General features: G+C 73.2%; 11 protein-coding genes. 7 read left to right on the forward strand and 4 right to left on the reverse strand.

Annotated features, from left to right (window positions below):
• Positions 1–195 precede the first annotated feature (195 nt).
• Entirely contained in the window at positions 196–1,773 is a 1,578-nt protein-coding gene (locus tag NLU66_RS05220) for a PTS ascorbate transporter subunit IIC (protein WP_259361885.1), read from the reverse strand.
• Positions 1,774–1,818: 45 nt separating this feature from the next.
• Entirely contained in the window at positions 1,819–2,652 is an 834-nt protein-coding gene (locus tag NLU66_RS05225) for a PTS sugar transporter subunit IIA (protein ID WP_259361886.1), read from the reverse strand.
• Between the two features lie 248 nt (positions 2,653–2,900).
• Here NLU66_RS05225 and NLU66_RS05230 point away from each other — a divergent pair, with 248 nt between their 5' ends.
• From NLU66_RS05230 to NLU66_RS05240, 3 genes are all read left to right on the forward strand, one after another.
• Positions 2,901–4,262 (forward strand): M20 family metallopeptidase, encoded by a 1,362-nt coding sequence (locus tag NLU66_RS05230; protein ID WP_259361887.1) that lies wholly within the window; start codon positions 2,901–2,903, stop codon positions 4,260–4,262.
• 50 nt (positions 4,263–4,312) lie between these two features.
• Entirely contained in the window at positions 4,313–5,902 is a 1,590-nt protein-coding gene (locus NLU66_RS05235; RefSeq protein WP_259361888.1) for an AbgT family transporter, read from the forward strand.
• Between the two features lie 106 nt (positions 5,903–6,008).
• On the forward strand, positions 6,009–6,545 hold the full coding sequence (locus NLU66_RS05240; protein WP_259361889.1) for a pyridoxamine 5'-phosphate oxidase family protein: 537 nt from the start codon (positions 6,009–6,011) through the stop codon (positions 6,543–6,545).
• 95 nt (positions 6,546–6,640) lie between these two features.
• On the opposite strand, the gene NLU66_RS05245 is transcribed toward NLU66_RS05240, so the two are convergent.
• Positions 6,641–7,174: a GNAT family N-acetyltransferase gene (locus NLU66_RS05245; protein ID WP_259361890.1), complete on the reverse strand. Its 534-nt coding sequence runs from the start codon at positions 7,172–7,174 to the stop codon at positions 6,641–6,643.
• Positions 7,175–8,114: 940 nt separating this feature from the next.
• Here NLU66_RS05245 and NLU66_RS05250 point away from each other — a divergent pair.
• The 4 genes from NLU66_RS05250 (at position 8,115) to NLU66_RS05265 (ending at position 14,221) form a co-directional block, all read left to right on the forward strand.
• Positions 8,115–8,945: a hypothetical protein gene (locus NLU66_RS05250; protein WP_259361891.1), complete on the forward strand. Its 831-nt coding sequence runs from the start codon at positions 8,115–8,117 to the stop codon at positions 8,943–8,945.
• Between the two features lie 208 nt (positions 8,946–9,153).
• Positions 9,154–10,929, forward strand: coding sequence for an ABC transporter ATP-binding protein (locus NLU66_RS05255; RefSeq protein WP_259361892.1), 1,776 nt, complete (start codon positions 9,154–9,156; stop codon positions 10,927–10,929).
• Complete coding sequence (locus tag NLU66_RS05260) at positions 10,926–12,962, forward strand: ABC transporter ATP-binding protein (protein WP_259361893.1); 2,037 nt, start codon at positions 10,926–10,928, stop codon at positions 12,960–12,962. The genes NLU66_RS05255 and NLU66_RS05260 overlap by 4 nt, the downstream gene beginning before the upstream one ends.
• An 89-nt stretch (positions 12,963–13,051) precedes the next feature.
• Entirely contained in the window at positions 13,052–14,221 is a 1,170-nt protein-coding gene (locus tag NLU66_RS05265) for an FAD-dependent oxidoreductase (RefSeq protein WP_259361894.1), read from the forward strand.
• A gap of 61 nt (positions 14,222–14,282) precedes the next feature.
• On the opposite strand, the gene NLU66_RS05270 is transcribed toward NLU66_RS05265, so the two are convergent.
• The gene (locus NLU66_RS05270) at positions 14,283–15,179 is read right to left on the reverse strand and encodes an AraC family transcriptional regulator (RefSeq protein WP_259361895.1); all 897 of its coding nucleotides are present in this window, start codon (positions 15,177–15,179) and stop codon (positions 14,283–14,285) included.
• Positions 15,180–15,184 lie beyond the last annotated feature (5 nt).

Consider the following 15,184-nt stretch of genomic DNA (forward strand, 5'->3'; position numbering starts at 1 on the left):
GGAACAGGGACGGGGATGCGGCGCCGCTCTCGCGGATCGCACGGGCCCTGCCCGGGGGCAGGGTCGTGGGCCGACGGCGGGCGTCGGCGGGCCGCGGGGACCGTCGGGCCGGGGTGTGGCCCGGACGGGGGAGCGGCGGGCGGCCGGGGTGTGGCCGTGGGGGAATGCTAGTGCCCTGGCGCGCCCGCCGCCCGGTCAGGACTCCGGCGGCGGGGGCGGGACGGGTGCGCCGACGGGCGGCGCGACCCGCGGGTGGGCGGCGGCGCCGGTGGTGGCGGCGCCCGCCGACCGGTCGCTCGGGGCGGCCTGAGCACCGGGGGCCGCACCCTCGCCGGCCGCGGCGCGCGCCGGGGCGGGGTCCCAGCCGGCGTCCACCACACGACGCTGCACGAGCAGCGCCGCGCCGAGGACCGCGGCGCCGATGAGCACGAGCAGCACGATGCCGCTCACCACGCCGGTGCGGGCGCCGTAGCCGATGAGGATGCCGAACCAGCCGAAGTCCGTGTCGCCGAAGGTGGTGTTCGCCGAGCCGAAGCTGCCGAGCACCTTGAGCAGCAGCGCCGGCAGGAAGGTGACGAGCAGGCCGTTGACGAGGCCGCCCGCGACGGCGCCGCGCCGGCCGCCGGTCGCGTTGCCGTACACGCCGGCCGCGCCGCCCGTGAAGAAGTGGGGCACGAGGCCCGGCAGCACGAGCGCGAGGCCCAGCGCGGGGCCCAGCCACACGCCGAGCAGCAGCAGGCCCAGCAGGCCGCCCGCGAAGCTCGAGAGGAAGCCGATGAGCACGGCGTTCTGCGCGTACGGGAAGACGATCGGGGCGTCGAGCGCGGGGATCGCCCCGGGGACGACCTTCGCGGCGATGCCCTGGAAGGCGGGCACGAGCTCGCCGAGGATCGTGCGCACGCCGAAGAGGATCACGGCGACCGCGATGCCGAACTGGAGGCCCTGGGTCACGGACTGCATGAGGTAGTTGCCGATGCCGGTCGCGCCGTTCTCGAAGGCGCCGAAGGCGGTCTCCTGGCCGGCGCGCACCACGTACAGCACGGCGACGACGACGTACATGAGCACCATGGACAGCGCGGTCGCGACCATCGAGTCGCGCAGGAAGCGCAGCCCCTCGGGGACGTGGATGTCCTCCGTCGAGCGGCTCTTCCCCTTCGGGTCCACGAGCCGGCCGACGGCGCCCGCGGCGATGTAGCCGGCGGTGCCGAAGTGGCCGATCGCGATCGAGTCGTCACCGGAGACGCGGCGGGTCCAGGGCTGGGCGAGCGCGGGCAGGGACACCATGAGCACGCCCAGCAGCACCGCGCCGAGCACGACGACCACGGGCGAGGGCATGCCGGCGGAGGCCATGACGATCGTGATGAGGGTGGCCATGAACAGCAGGTGGTGGCCGGTGAGGAAGACGTAGCGCAGGGGCGTGAAGCGGGCCAGCAGGATCGCGACGACGAAGCCCAGGATCATGAGCCAGGAGACCTGCGCCCCGAACTCCTCCTGGGCGATGCCGGCGATCGCCTCGTTCGTGGGGACGACGCCCTGGGCGCCGAGCGCGCCCTGGATCATCGCCCCGAGCGGGGTGAGGGAGGCGCTGACGAGGGTCGCGCCGGCGCCGATGAGCAGGAAGCCGAGGACGGCCTTGATGGCGCCGCCGGCGACCTGGCCGACGCTGCGGCGCAGGGCGATGAGGCCGATGGCGGTGATGATGCCGATGAGATACGCGGGGACGCTGAGGATCTCGTTGACGAGGAACTGGGCGATCGCGACGAGGACGGTCACGAGGATGCCTCCGATGCTGCGGTGGGGACGGGGGAGAGGGAGGGGTCAGACGGCGTAGAGGCGGCGCAGCGCGGCGTCGACCTCCGCGGTCGAGGTGAAGTTCTCGATGACGTGGACGGGCACGCCGACCTCGCCGAGGGTCTGGGCGATCGCGCCGGAGGTGAGGATCGCGTCCGCCTCCTTGGCGCGGCCCTTCGCGGAGATCGTGTCCGTCGCCTCGACGGAGAGCAGCGAGCCCCAGCCCCAGGTGCCGAGCACGGTCTCCGCCGTGTTCTTGAGGAACAGGCTCGTGCCCAGGCCGTTGCCGCACACGGTCAGCAGCAGGTTCTTCGAGGGGACCGTCGGCTCGTCGGGGTCGACGGCGGACGTCGCGGTGGCGGTCATGGCGGTCGTGGCGGCCGGGGCCGACGGGGCCGTCGCAGAGGCCGAGCGCTCCTCGCCGAGCACCGCGAGCACCTGCTCCGGGGTCGCGGCGTCGTCGAGCGCCGCGCGGCGGGTGGGGTCCGCGAGGATCCCTGCGAGGGCCGCGAGCGCCTGCTGGTGGGCGGAGGGGTCCGCGGCGGCGAGGGCGACGACCAGCGTGACCGGATCGTTGCTCTCGTGTCCGAAGACGATCGGGGCCTGCGGGCGCAGCACCGACATCGCGGTGCGGTGCACGGAGGCGTCGGGCCGGGAATGGGCGAGCGCGAAGCCGGGCGCGATGACGATGTACGGGCCGTGCTCCTCGACGCTGCGGATCATCGCCGCGGTGTACGCGGGATCCACGGCGCCCGTGGACTCGATCAGGGCGCCGGCGGCGGTGATCGCATCGCGCCAGGTCGCGGCGGGGTTCTGGAGGCTGATCGCGGCGGGGTCGACGAGATCGCTCAGCTGGGACACGGGGTCCTCCTCGGGGGACGGTGCGGGACGGGCGGCAGACCGGGGGACCGGCGCGGGGGGACGCCCGCGCCGAGTGTAGGACCGTGCCGCGGCCCGCGTCGTGGGCGCGGCCGGGGGAGGAGACCGACCTGACGGAAGGCCTGCCCGCGCGGGCCTCGCGGCGGCATCCGCCCAGCTCCGCGGCCCCCGTCCCGGGAACCTCGCCGGATCGGTCGGTGACCTGGCCGGGAACCGTTACGTTGGAGCGCATGTCCTCCCATCGCGCGCCCCACGACGAGGCGACCCCCACCACGCCCTCGCACGCCTACCTCGACCAGCTCCACGAGGAGCAGGCCTCGGCCGTCGCCACCGAGCGTCACCCCGGCTCCGCCTTCGCCGGCGCGCCCGAGGCGCTCCTGACCCGCCTCGAGCAGGCCGTCGAGGCGGACGCCGGCGCGATGGTGGACCTCATGGTCGACCTCGCCGCGCACCCCGAGGTCGCCTTCGAGGAGCACCGCTCCGCCGCCGCGATCGTCGCGATCCTCGCCGAGCACGGGATCGAGGCGCAGCTCGGCGTGCACGGCCTGGACACCGCGATCCGCGCGGAGATCCACGGCGAGGGCGAGGGCCCCACGCTCGCCGTGCTCTCCGAGTACGACGCCCTGCCCGGCGTGGGCCACGGCTGCGGCCACAACGTCATCGCCGTCATGGGGCTCGGGGCCTTCCTCGCGATCCATGCGCTCGCGCAGGAGGACCCGTCGGCCGTGCCCGGCACCGTCGTCTACCTCGGCACGCCCGCCGAGGAGGGCCACACCGGCAAGGAATACATGGCCCGCGAGGGCGCCTTCGACGGCCTCGACGCCGCCGTCATGGCGCACGGCTACCCCGCCTACGACCTCGCCGACCAGGTGTGGCTGGGCCGGCGCACCCTCAAGGTCACCTTCCACGGGCACACCGCCCATGCCTCCGCGCAGCCCTTCATGGGGCGCAACGCCCTGGACGGCGCGAGCCTCATGTACCAGGGCGTGGGCCTGCTGCGGCAGCAGACGCCGCCGTCGGACCGCCTCCACGCGATCATCACCGAGGGCGGGGACCGCGCGAGCGTCATCCCGGACACCGCCGTGGTCGAGATGTACGTGCGCTCGCAGCGGCCCGAGACCCTCAAGGACCTCTCGCGCCGCGTCGAGGACGTCGCCCGCGGCGCCGCGCTCATGGCGGGCGTGGGCGTGAGCATCGACTGGGACGAGCATCCGCCCTCGCTGCCCGTGCGCACCAACCAGGCGCTCACCGGCCGCTGGGTCGAGTCGCAGCGCCGCCGCGGTCGCGACCCGCTGCCGCTCGGCGTGGTGTCCCCCTCGCTCGCCGCCTCCACGGACTTCGGCAACGTCAGCTACCGCCTGCCCGGCATGCACCCGCTGATCCAGACCTCCGACGCCGAGGCCGCCCTGCACACGCGCGAGTTCGCCGCGCAGTCCACGGGGCCGATCGCGCGCGCCGCCGCGGCCGACGGCGCCTACGGCCTCGCCGCGACGCTGCTCGACGTGCTCCACGACCCGGCGCTCGCGGCGGAGGTCGCGGGCGAGTTCGCGGCGGCCGGCGGCGCGATCGACGTGCCCTCCTACTTCGACTGACCCCGTCCCTCTCCTCTCCCCGTCCCCGACGCCCGTCTGGAGCCCTTCTCATGAGCACCGCCACGACGCCCACCGGCCGCCCGCCCCTCACCGACCGCTTCCTCGGCGGGGTGGAGCGGCTCGGGAACAAGCTCCCCGAGCCGTTCATGCTGTTCCTCATCCTCTTCGCGATCACCGGGATCGTCTCGACCGCGATGGCCGCGGTCGGGGTGACCGTCTCCGTGCCCGGCGCGGAGGAGGCCACGGTCATCAAGGGGCTGTTCACCGCGGAGGGCCTCACCTGGCTCACGAGCAACCTCGGGGAGAACTACATCGGCTTCCCGCCGCTGAAGACGGTCATGCCGATCCTGCTCGCGATCGGCGTCGCCCAGCACTCCGGCATGCTCGCCGCGATCATCCGCAAGACCTTCGGCTCCTCGCCGCGCTGGATGCTGCCGTACGTCGTGGGCTTCGTCGGCGTCATCTCCTCGATCATGGCGGACTCCGCCTTCGTGGTCGTCCCGCCGCTCGCCGCGCTCGTGTTCAAGGCGGCGGGCCGTCACCCGGTCGCGGGTCTGCTCGGCGGCTTCGCCGCGGCGGGCGCCGGCTACTCGACGAACATCTTCCCCACGAGCCTCGACGCGCTCTTCGCGGGCATCACCACCTCCGTGATGGAGGCGCTGCCGGGCCTCGGCGCGACGCCGGTGAACCCGGTCTCGAACTGGTGGTTCAACATCGCCTCCTCGCTCGTGCTGGGCATCGTCGCGGGCGTCGTCATCGACCGGGTGCTCGAGCCGCGGCTCGTGCGCACCGACGTCCCGCGCGATGAGACCGTGGAGGACGGCGAGTCCGGGAGCGGCGGGACCGACGCCGAGCAGATGCGCGCCGCCCTCACCCCGCAGGAGAACAAGGGCCTGCTCGTCGCCGTGCTCGCCGGTGTGGTGCTCACGGCCGTGGTGCTCGTGGCGACCCTGGTCCCCGCCTCCCCGTGGCGCAACGAGGAGGGTGGCTTCCTGCCCTCCTCGCCGCTGCTGGACTCGATCGTGTTCCTCGTTTTCGCGTACTTCGTGGTGGTGGGTCTCGCCTACGGGATCGTCGTCGGCACGATCCGTTCGACGGCCGACGGCGTGCGGATGATGACCGACGCCCTGAAGGAGATGCTCCCCTTCATCGTGCTCGCGTTCGTGCTGGGGCAGTTCATCGCGCTGTTCAACTGGTCCGGCATCGGCTCCTGGATCGCCGTGACGGGCGCCGCGGGCCTCGAGGGGATCGGACTGACGGGATTCCCCGCGATCATCGGGTTCATCCTGCTGGCGAGCTGCCTGAACCTCTTCATCATCTCCGGCTCGGGCATGTGGACGATCATGGCCGCGGTGTTCGTGCCGATGTTCGCGCTGCTCGGCTACGAGCCGGCGTTCACGCAGGCCGCGTTCCGCGTGGGTGACTCCGCCACCCAGGTCATCACCCCGATGAACCCGTACATGGTGGTGCTGCTGGGCATGCTGCGGAAGTACGAGCCCGCCGCGGGCCTCGGCACGATGTTCGCGCGCATGCTGCCCTTCGTGGTCCCGTTCTGGGTGGTGTGGACGGCGATCCTCGCGATCTTTTTCTTCGCCGGTCTCCCGCTGGGCCCCGGCACCGGGATCATGCTCGGGCAGTGACAGGCGGCGGGGCGTCGGCGACCGCGGCCGACGGGCGGCGCGAGCCGTGCGGGGCCCGGCCGGATCCGTGCGGTGGTGATCCTGCGCCCGGTGCGAGGATCGCGGCATGAGCCCACTGAGTGACCGCCTCCGGGCGCTGCCCGGCTTCCCCGATCAGATGCCCTCCCTCGACCCCGTGGATCTCCCCGAGGACCCGCGGGACCTGATCCTCCGCTGGCTCGAGGAGGAGATCGCCCGCGGCACCCGGCAGCCGCACGCGATGACCTTCGAGACGATCCGGGAGGACGGAGCGCCCGACGGCCGCACGCTCGTCCTCAAGGACATCGATGAGCACGGCCTGCACGTCGCGACCTCGCGGAGCTCCGCGAAGGGTCGGCAGCTCGCCGTGGATCCCCGTGCCGCGATGACCTTCTTCTGGCGGGAGTCCGGGCGGCAGCTGCGCGTGAGCGGCGTGGTGACGGCGCTCGGCGAGGAGGCCTCGCAGCAGGACTGGCTCGCACGGCCCACCTCGGACGGCGCGCCGAACCCGGACTGGCAGGTCTACGCCCTGCAGCCTGCGGAGGTCATCGTCATGCAGGCCCGGGAGGACCGCCGGCACGTGGTCGTCCGCTACCACCGGGACGTGGAGGGCTGGCGGCGCTGAGATCGCGCGCTCCCGCGCTCCCGCGCTCCCGCGCCCCGACCCCCTCGGCCTCGTCTTCCCGCGGTCACTCGTCCGTCGGCGGGCCCGTGGCAGGTTCAGCGCAGGGTGAGGCGGAAGAGCCGGTGCGGCCGGCCGTAGGACGTGACGGTGCCGGCGCTCTCGCCGTCGGCAGCGCCCTCGCCGCCCTCGGCGAAGCCGAGCTTCTCGAGCACGTGCGCGGAGGCGGGGTTCGCCGCATCCACGAGCGCCACCACCTCGCGTTGGCGCAGCTCGCTCGCCGCCTCGAGGCAGGCCCGTGCGGCCTCGGTCGCGAGCCCCTGGCCCCAGCGGTCCCGGCGCAGCGTGTAGCCCAGCTCGAGCCCGTGCTCGGTGAGCTCGAAACCTGCATCCCCGATCAGCGCGCCATCGGCCCTGTCGACCACCGCCCAGAATCCGAGGCCGTGCTCGCGCTGATGGGCGATGTAGGCGGCGACCATGGCGGCCGCCTCGTCGGCGCCGACCGCTCCGCCCTCGCCCACGTGCCGCATGACCTCGGCGTCCCCGTAGACGGCAGCCGCGGCGGGCACGTCCTGCACCGTGAAGGGGCGCAGGTCGAGGCGCGCGGTGCGGAGGGGGAAGCGCAGGCTCATGGGCTCAGTGTCTCCGGCGACGATCCTCGACGTCGAGCAGGTTCTTCCCCGGCCCCGGCCCCGGCCCCGGCCCCGGACCCGGCTCTGGCTCACGTCCCCCGTGCCCCGGGTCCTGGGAGTCGCTGTCCACGTCGGCGAGTCGGTGGTGTCACCGAGCCCGTCCGTGGCCGCCCTTGAACGTGGATCGCGGGTCGCTCTCGTGCTCTGCTCCGCGACGTGCCAGGGGTGGTCGAGGCGCTCCAGGGATGGTCGCGAAATGAGCCATTCCCGGAGCGAGGTCGCAGGGGTGGTCGAGATGCTCCAGGGATGGTCGCGAAATGAGCCATCTTTCCGGGGCGAGAAGCGAGGGGCGAAAAGGTGAAGGATGCGGGTGTGGGCACAGGGTGCGAGGCGAGGGGCGGGGGATCCGGAGCGGAGCGCGGGCTCAGGGATGAGGAGCGCGGGCTCAGGGATGAAGGGTCCGTGAAGCGCAGAGCGAGATGCAGGGTGGTGCGAGGAGAGTGCCCAGCGGAGGGCGGAGGGCGGAGGGCGGAGGGCGGAGGGCGGAGGGCGGAGGGCGGAAGGCGGCATCGGGTGTGCGATGGGAGGGGCGTCGTGAGGAGAGGCGACATGAGCGGGTGACCAGCGGGAACGGGTGCAGGGGCGGGGGTCGCCGCCCTGTGGCTCGTTTTGCGACCACTCCTGGAGCGCCGCCGCACCACCCAGCCAGGCGGCCGCTCCCGGCTTTCGGCCGCCGGCGACCGGCCGTGCTCGACGTCGGCTCCGGGCGTGGCTGTCCCATGGCTCGTTTTGCGACCATTCCTGGAGCGCCGCCGCACCCCACCGGTGACTCGCCGTCGGTGACCCGCAGGATCCGGCATCGACTGCTTGGGGAGGGAGGGTCGTCCACAGCTCCGCCCTCCCGCAGCTCTCGCGTCGTCGCCGCCCGTAGCGTCGGCGCATGAACTTGCGCGCCGCCACTCCCGTCCCTCATGGGCGGGTCCTCCTGCGTGCGGAGCTGCTGGCGATGGGGGTGCACACCCGTCGGGTCGCCTCCGAGGAGTTCACGACGGTCTTCACCGGGGCGCACACGCTCACCGACCATCCGGCATCCTTCGTCGAGATCTGCCGCTTCGCCCAGGAGCGGCTCTGGCCCGGCGCCGTGCTCAGCCACCTCACCGCCGCGCAGCTCTGGGGCCTCCCCCTCCCGGAGGACCTCCACTGGCGGCTCGGGGACCGGATCCATCTGTGCTTCCCGCGCGGCCCACGGCGTCGCGCCTCCGCCCACACCCACATGCACCACGGTGACGAGGGCTGGGAGCAGAGCCCGCAGGGACTGCGCGTCTCCCCCCTGGAGACCGCCGTGCGCGAGCTCTCCCCACGGCTCACGGACGTCGACCTCAAGGCCCTGCTGTGGCGGCTGACGGTCCTGGACGTGCGCCCGCAGCTCCTGGCGCGCCTGACCACGGACGGTCCTGCCTTCCGGCTGCCACACTCCCGGCACCCGGGGGAGAAACGGATCGGCGACATCGGCGATCGCGTCCGACGGATGGTGCGGCAGTGGGAGCGTCGCACGGGAACCACCCCGGGCCTCGAATCGCTCCGGAACGGGCTCGTGCCGCGCACCGCGTCGTGGCTGAGCGCCGATCCGAGCGCACTTCTTGATCGCGATCGCGATCTCGATATCGATCTCGATCTCGATCTCGCTCTCGACCGTGCCGAAGCTGATGCCGATGTCGATCCCTCTGGTGATGCCTCTGCCGTCGCCGGTGACGGGACGGACGCGGCCTGAGCGGACGTCCGATCTCCACCGAAAGTCGGGTGCGCCGGGCACCCTCCCCGGTGCAGGATGGGACGCCTTGTCGCGCGCACCCCGCGCGGCGAATCCGGCTTCGAGGACAGGACCTGTCCTCAGCCCTACCTACGCTCGGGACGGCGGGACGGCCCGCCGCTCCAGCCGCCGCCACCCCTCATCCGGACCCTCCATCCCAAGGATCCTCATGCTCTGGACCCTCCTGCGCCGCCACGGCCGGCCCTACCTCCCGCACGTCGGCGCCGTGCTCGTGCTGCAGCTCGCTACCGTGCTCGCCACCCTGTACCTGCCCAGCCTCAACGCGGACATCATCGACCACGGCGTCGCGACCGGGGACACCAACTACATCTGGCGCGTGGGCGGCGTGATGCTCGTCGTCGCCCTCGTCCAGGTCGTCACCGCGATCGCCTCCGTCTGGTTCGGCGCCCGCGCCGCCATGGGCATCGGCCGGGACATCCGCCGCGCGGTCTACACGCGCGTGGACCGCTTCTCCACCGAGGAGATGGGCCGCTTCGGCGCCCCGACGCTCATCACCCGCGCCACGAACGACGTCCAGCAGGTCCAGATGCTCGTGCTCATGGGCCTGAACTTCATGGTCATGGTGCCGATCATGTCCATCGGCGGCATCGTCATGGCCGTGCGCGAGGACCCGGGCCTGTCCTGGCTCGTGTGGGTCTCCGTGCCCGTCCTGCTCGTCATCGTCGGCCTGCTCGTCGTGCGCCTCATGCCACTGTTCCAGCGCATGCAGGACAACATCGACGGCATCAACGGCGTCATGCGCGAGCAGCTCATGGGCATCCGCGTCGTCCGCGCCTTCGTGCGCGAGCAGCACGAGTCCTCCCGCTTCACCGACGCCAACCAGCTGCTCACCGACACCTCCGTGCGGATCGGCCGGCTGTTCGTGCTCATGGGCCCCGCGATCACCGTCGTCCTCCACCTCGCGACCGCGGCCGTGCTGTGGTTCGGCGGTCACCGCGTGGACGCGGGCCTCGTGCAGGTCGGCTCGCTGACCGCCTTCATGCAGTACCTCCTGCAGATCCTCATGGCCGTCATGATGGGCACCTTCATGGTCATGATGTTCCCGCGTGCGGTCGTGGGCGGGCGCCGCATCGGCGAGGTCCTCGAGACCACGCCCACCCTCGCCGAGCCCACCGCCCCGCGCGAGCTGCCCGTGCCCGCCCCCGGCGCCGCCGTCGGCGCGAGCGTCGAGTTCCGCGACGTGAGCTTCTCCTACCCGGGAGCCGAGTCCCCGGTGCTCGACGGCGTCTCCTTCACCGCCCCCGCCGGCCGCACCACCGCGATCATCGGCGCGACCGGCTCCGGCAAGACGAGCCTCGTCAGCCTCGTCCCGCGCCTGCACGACGCGACCTCCGGGCAGGTGCGCATCGAGGGCGTGCCCGTCACGGACCTCTCCCGGGCCTCGCTCAGCGCCGCCGTCGGCCTCGTCCCGCAGCGTCCCTACCTGTTCTCCGGCACCGTCGCGGAGAACCTCCGCTTCGGCGACCCGACGGCGCGCGAGGAGACCCTGCACGCCGCGCTCGAGGTCGCGCAGGCCTCCGGCTTCGTCCGCGATCGCACCACCGGCAGCGGGGACGCCGCCGCGACGGGCCTGGACTCGACGATCTCGCAGGGCGGCACCGACGTCTCCGGCGGCCAGCGCCAGCGCCTGTGCATCGCCCGCACCCTCGTCGCCGCGCCGCGCGTGTACGTCTTCGACGACTCGTTCTCCGCGCTCGACGTCACCACCGATGCGAAGGTCCGCGCGGCGCTCGCCGAGCACACCGCGGGTGCGACGGTCCTCATCGTCGCCCAGCGCATCTCGACCATCACCGACGCCGATCAGATCCTCGTCCTGGACCAGGGGCGGATCGTCGGCCGCGGCACCCACGAGGAGCTGCTCGGCTCCTCGGAGACCTACCGGGAGATCGTCGACTCCCAGATCACCGTGGAGGAGCCGGCATGAGCGAGAAGACCCCCACCCCGGCCGACGCCGCGACCCAGGACCTCACCGACGACGAGATCGTCCAGATGCAGGGCTCCATGGAGAGCGAGTGGGGCGGCGGCCCGCCCCGCAGGGCGAAGGCCTTCTGGCCCACCGCGAAGCGGCTGTTCTCCTCCTTCGGCGACCACAAGCTCGGCCTCGCCGTCGTCCTCACCTTCGGCCTCATCGCGACCGTGCTCACCGTGTGGGCGCCCACGATCCTCGGCGACGCGATCGACGTCATCGTCGACGGCGTCGCCTCCGGGGACGGCGTGGACTTCGGGGCGCTCGGCCGCCTGCTCGTGGTCGTCCTCGCGATGTACGTCGTCGCGTCCCTGTTCAACTGGCTGCAGGGCCGCGTGCTCAACGACATCGTCATGCGGATCGTGTTCCGCCTGCGCGAGCGCATCGAGGCCAAGATCAACCGCCTGCCGCTGCGCTACTTCGACACCCGCCAGCGCGGTGACCTGCTCTCCCGCACCACGAACGACGTCGACAACGTGCAGACGGCGCTCCAGCAGGCCTTCGCCTCCCTCGTCTACGCGGTGCTGACGATCATCGGCATCACCGTGATGATGTTCTGGCTGTCCTGGCAGCTCGCGCTCATCGCCCTCGTGGCGCTGCCGATCTCCGGCGTCGTCGTCGGCATCATCGGCTCCCGCTCGCAGAAGCTGTTCACCGCCCAGTGGCGCAACACCGGCCGCCTCAACGGCCACGTCGAGGAGTCCTTCACCGGGCACGACCTGGTCACCGTCTTCGACCGCCAGGACGCGATGCGGGAGACCTTCGACGAGCGCAACGAGGAGCTGTTCGAAGCCGCCTTCAAGGCCCAGTTCTTCTCCGGGATGATCATGCCGATCATGCAGTGGGTGACCTATCTCGGCTACGTCGGTATCGCGGTCGTGGGCGGCCTGCGCGTCGCGAGCGGCCAGATGTCCCTCGGCGCGGTCGTCGCGTTCATCCAGTACTCCCGCGAGTTCAACGCGCCGCTCGGCGAGGTCGCCGGCATGGCGAACATGCTGATCTCCGGCGTCGCCTCCGCCGAGCGCATCTTCGAGCTGCTCGACGCGGAGGAGGAGCAGCCCGACGGCGGGATCACCGTCGCCGATGAGCAGGCCGACGGCACCGTCGCCGAGCGGGCGATCGCCCCCGCGGCGGCCCCCGCCGAGGTGCGCGGCCGCGTCGAGTTCGCGCACGTCGCCTTCTCCTACAGCCCTGACAAGCCGCTCATCACGGATCTCTCGCTCGTCGCGGAGCCCGGCCAGACGATCGCGATCGTCGGGCCGACGGGCGCCGGCAAGACCACGCTCGTGAACCTCGTGATGCGCTTCTACGAGATCGACCGCGGCGAGATCCGCCTCGACGACGTGGACATCCGGGCGCTGGATCGCGGCGCGGTGCGCAGCCGGGTGGGCATGGTCCTCCAGGACGCCGTGCTGTTCGGCGGCACGATCCGCGAGAACATCCGCTACGGGCGCCTCGGGGCGAGCGACGAGGAGGTGGTCGAGGCGGCCCGCGCCACCTACGTCGACCGCTTCGTGCGCACCCTCCCCGAGGGCTACGACACGGTCATCGAGGACGAGGGCGCGAACGTCTCCGCCGGTGAGCGCCAGCTCATCACGATCGCCCGCGCCTTCCTCGCCGATCCGGCGCTGCTGATCCTCGACGAGGCCACCTCGAGCGTGGACACGCGCACCGAGGTCCTCGTTCAGGAGGCGATGGCGGCGCTGCGCACGGACCGCACGAGCTTCGTCATCGCGCACCGGCTCTCCACGATCCGCGACGCCGACGTCATCCTCGTGATGGAGCACGGCGACATCGTCGAGCAGGGCTCCCACGATGCGCTGCTCGCGGCGGAGGGCGCCTACCACCGCCTGTACTGGTCGCAGTTCTCCGAGGGCACCGACCCCGACGAGGAGGCCGCGGTGCTCGAGGCCTCCGCGACCGCGACCGGCGAGCTCGCCGCGGTGAGCGGGGACGACCAGCCGGCCGCGGAGCGACCTGCCGCGGAGTGACTCACGGCGGCAACTCCTGAGCAGCAGCGACGCGACCGGTCCGATCGGACCGGTCGCGTCCTGCGTCCGCCCCGGATAGGTTCTAGGGCATGGACGTCACGATCATCGGCGGCGGCATCAGCGGCCTGGCCCTCGCGCACGAGCTCGCCCCCGACCACCGGGTGACGGTGCTCGAATCCGCGCCGGGGCCCCGCGGCGGCGGCTACATGATCGACTTCTTCGGCCCCGGGTTCCGAGCCGCCGAGCGGATGGGCGTCATCGACGAGCTGCGCCGCCGCGGCCGCGCCTTCGACGGGGTCCGCTACGGGCGACCCGACGGCGCCGAGACCGGCCGCATCGACGCGGCGCCCCTCGTGCGGGCGGCGGGGGGCCGCTACTTCTCGATCCTCCGCCCCGACGTGGAGCAGGGCCTGCTCGCCGTGCTGCCGAGCCAGGTGGAGCTGCGGCGAGGAGCCCTAGCCGTCGCCGTGCGCGACCGGGAGGGCGCGGCGTCCGGGACTCCCGACGGCGCGGTCGTCACCCTCGAGGACGGCTCCGAGATCGCCGCCGACCTCGTCGTCGCCTGCGACGGCGTCCGCTCCGCCTGGCGCGAGCAGGTCGCTCCCGGGCACGGCGGCATCGTGCCGATGGGCTACCGGGTCGCCTGCTACCTCGTCGAGGGCCCGGCGCTCGCCGCGGAGCTCGGCGACCGGATGCTCATGACGGACACCGTGGGGCGCGTCGGCTGGCTGTATGCGGCGGACGCCGCCCGCGTGGGCGTCATGCTCTCCGAGCGCACGGACCCGCACGAGGACCGCCGGCCCGAGCCGGACCCCGACCACCTGCGTCGCCGCTTCACGGGGCTGCACCCGCAGATCGACGCCGCCCTCGAGCACGTCCCCGCCGCGGGGGAGTACTACGACGACCTCGTCGCGCAGAGCAGCGCGCCGCGCTGGAGCCGCGGCCGGCTGGTGCTCGCGGGGGACGCGGCCCATGCCCCGTCGCTGCTCGCCGGCCAGGGGACCTCGCTCGCGATCGCGGGGGCGGAGGTGCTCGCCCGCTCGCTGCGCGCGGCCGGCCCCCACGTCGAGGTGGGGCTCGAGGAGTACGAGCGCGCCTGGCGGCCCACGACGGAGAGGATCGCCCGCTCCGGCCGGCTCAGCGCGGGGGCGTTCATCCCGTCGACGATGCTGCGGCTCCGCACCCAGCAGATCGCCCGTCGGGCCGTCGGGCTCCCCGGCGTGAGCCGGCTGCTCGCCCGCTCCTTCATCGCCGCCTGAGGCGGGGAGGCGCCCGGGCCTCGAGAACGGAGGGGGCCGACGGGCCGACGGAGCTCGCCGGTCACAGGTGCAGGGTGCCGCCCCGGGAGCGGAAGGCGCCGGGCGGCTGCCCGTAGCGGCGCCGGAACGCGGTGATGAAGGGCCGCGACTCGGGGTACCCGCACTCCCGGGCCACCTGGGCGACGGGCCGCTCGGACTCCAGCAGCAGCCGCGCCGCGTGCGCGAGTCGCAGCCGCCGCAGCTCCCCGATCATCGGTGCGCCGGTCTCCTGCGCGAACAGCCGCGCGGCATGACGATCGGAGAGGTGCGCGACCGCGGCGACGTCCTCCACCCGGATCGGCCGGGCGAGGTTGTCCGCGAGATAGCGGCGCATGGCGGCGACGGCGGAGGTGGCGCGCGCCCCGGGATCGAGGGTGACCGTGAGGTCCTCGGGGGCGGCGAAGGCCCGCGCCGTCTCGATCACGAGCGCCGAGCCGAGCGCCGTGACCTGCGCGTCCACACCGGATCGCGGGGCGGCGGCCTCCGCGGCGAGGGCGGAGACGATCGCGGGCAGCGAGCCGAGCCGGGGAGAGACGAGCGGGCGCTCGCGGCGCAGCAGGCCGTCCCACCAGCCGGGGCCCTCGGGCAGGGCGGTGGTGTCCAGGGCGAACCCCCAGAAGGCGATGCCGAGGCCCGCCTCGGGATGGGAGACGATCTCGTGCACCTCGCCCGGGCGGGCGACGAACAGCTCCCCGGCAGCGACCGGGTGGGCCGTGCCCTCCACGGTGAACGTGCCGGAGCCCGCGTAGGCCAGGCACACCTCGTGGAAGGAGTGGGTGTGGGGCGTGTTGCGCCAGACGGCCGGCGTGTAGAAGCCCCAGCTGAGGTAGTCCACCGCCATGCCGTCGACCTCGCCGGCCACGAGCAGGCCGGCGAGGTCCACGAAGGTCGCCGCCTCGGCGACGGCGGCGAGGGTCATCCGGT

It is taken from the genome of Brachybacterium sp. NBEC-018 (assembly GCF_024860185.1).
In the GTDB taxonomy this organism is placed as follows: domain Bacteria; phylum Actinomycetota; class Actinomycetes; order Actinomycetales; family Dermabacteraceae; genus Brachybacterium; species Brachybacterium rhamnosum.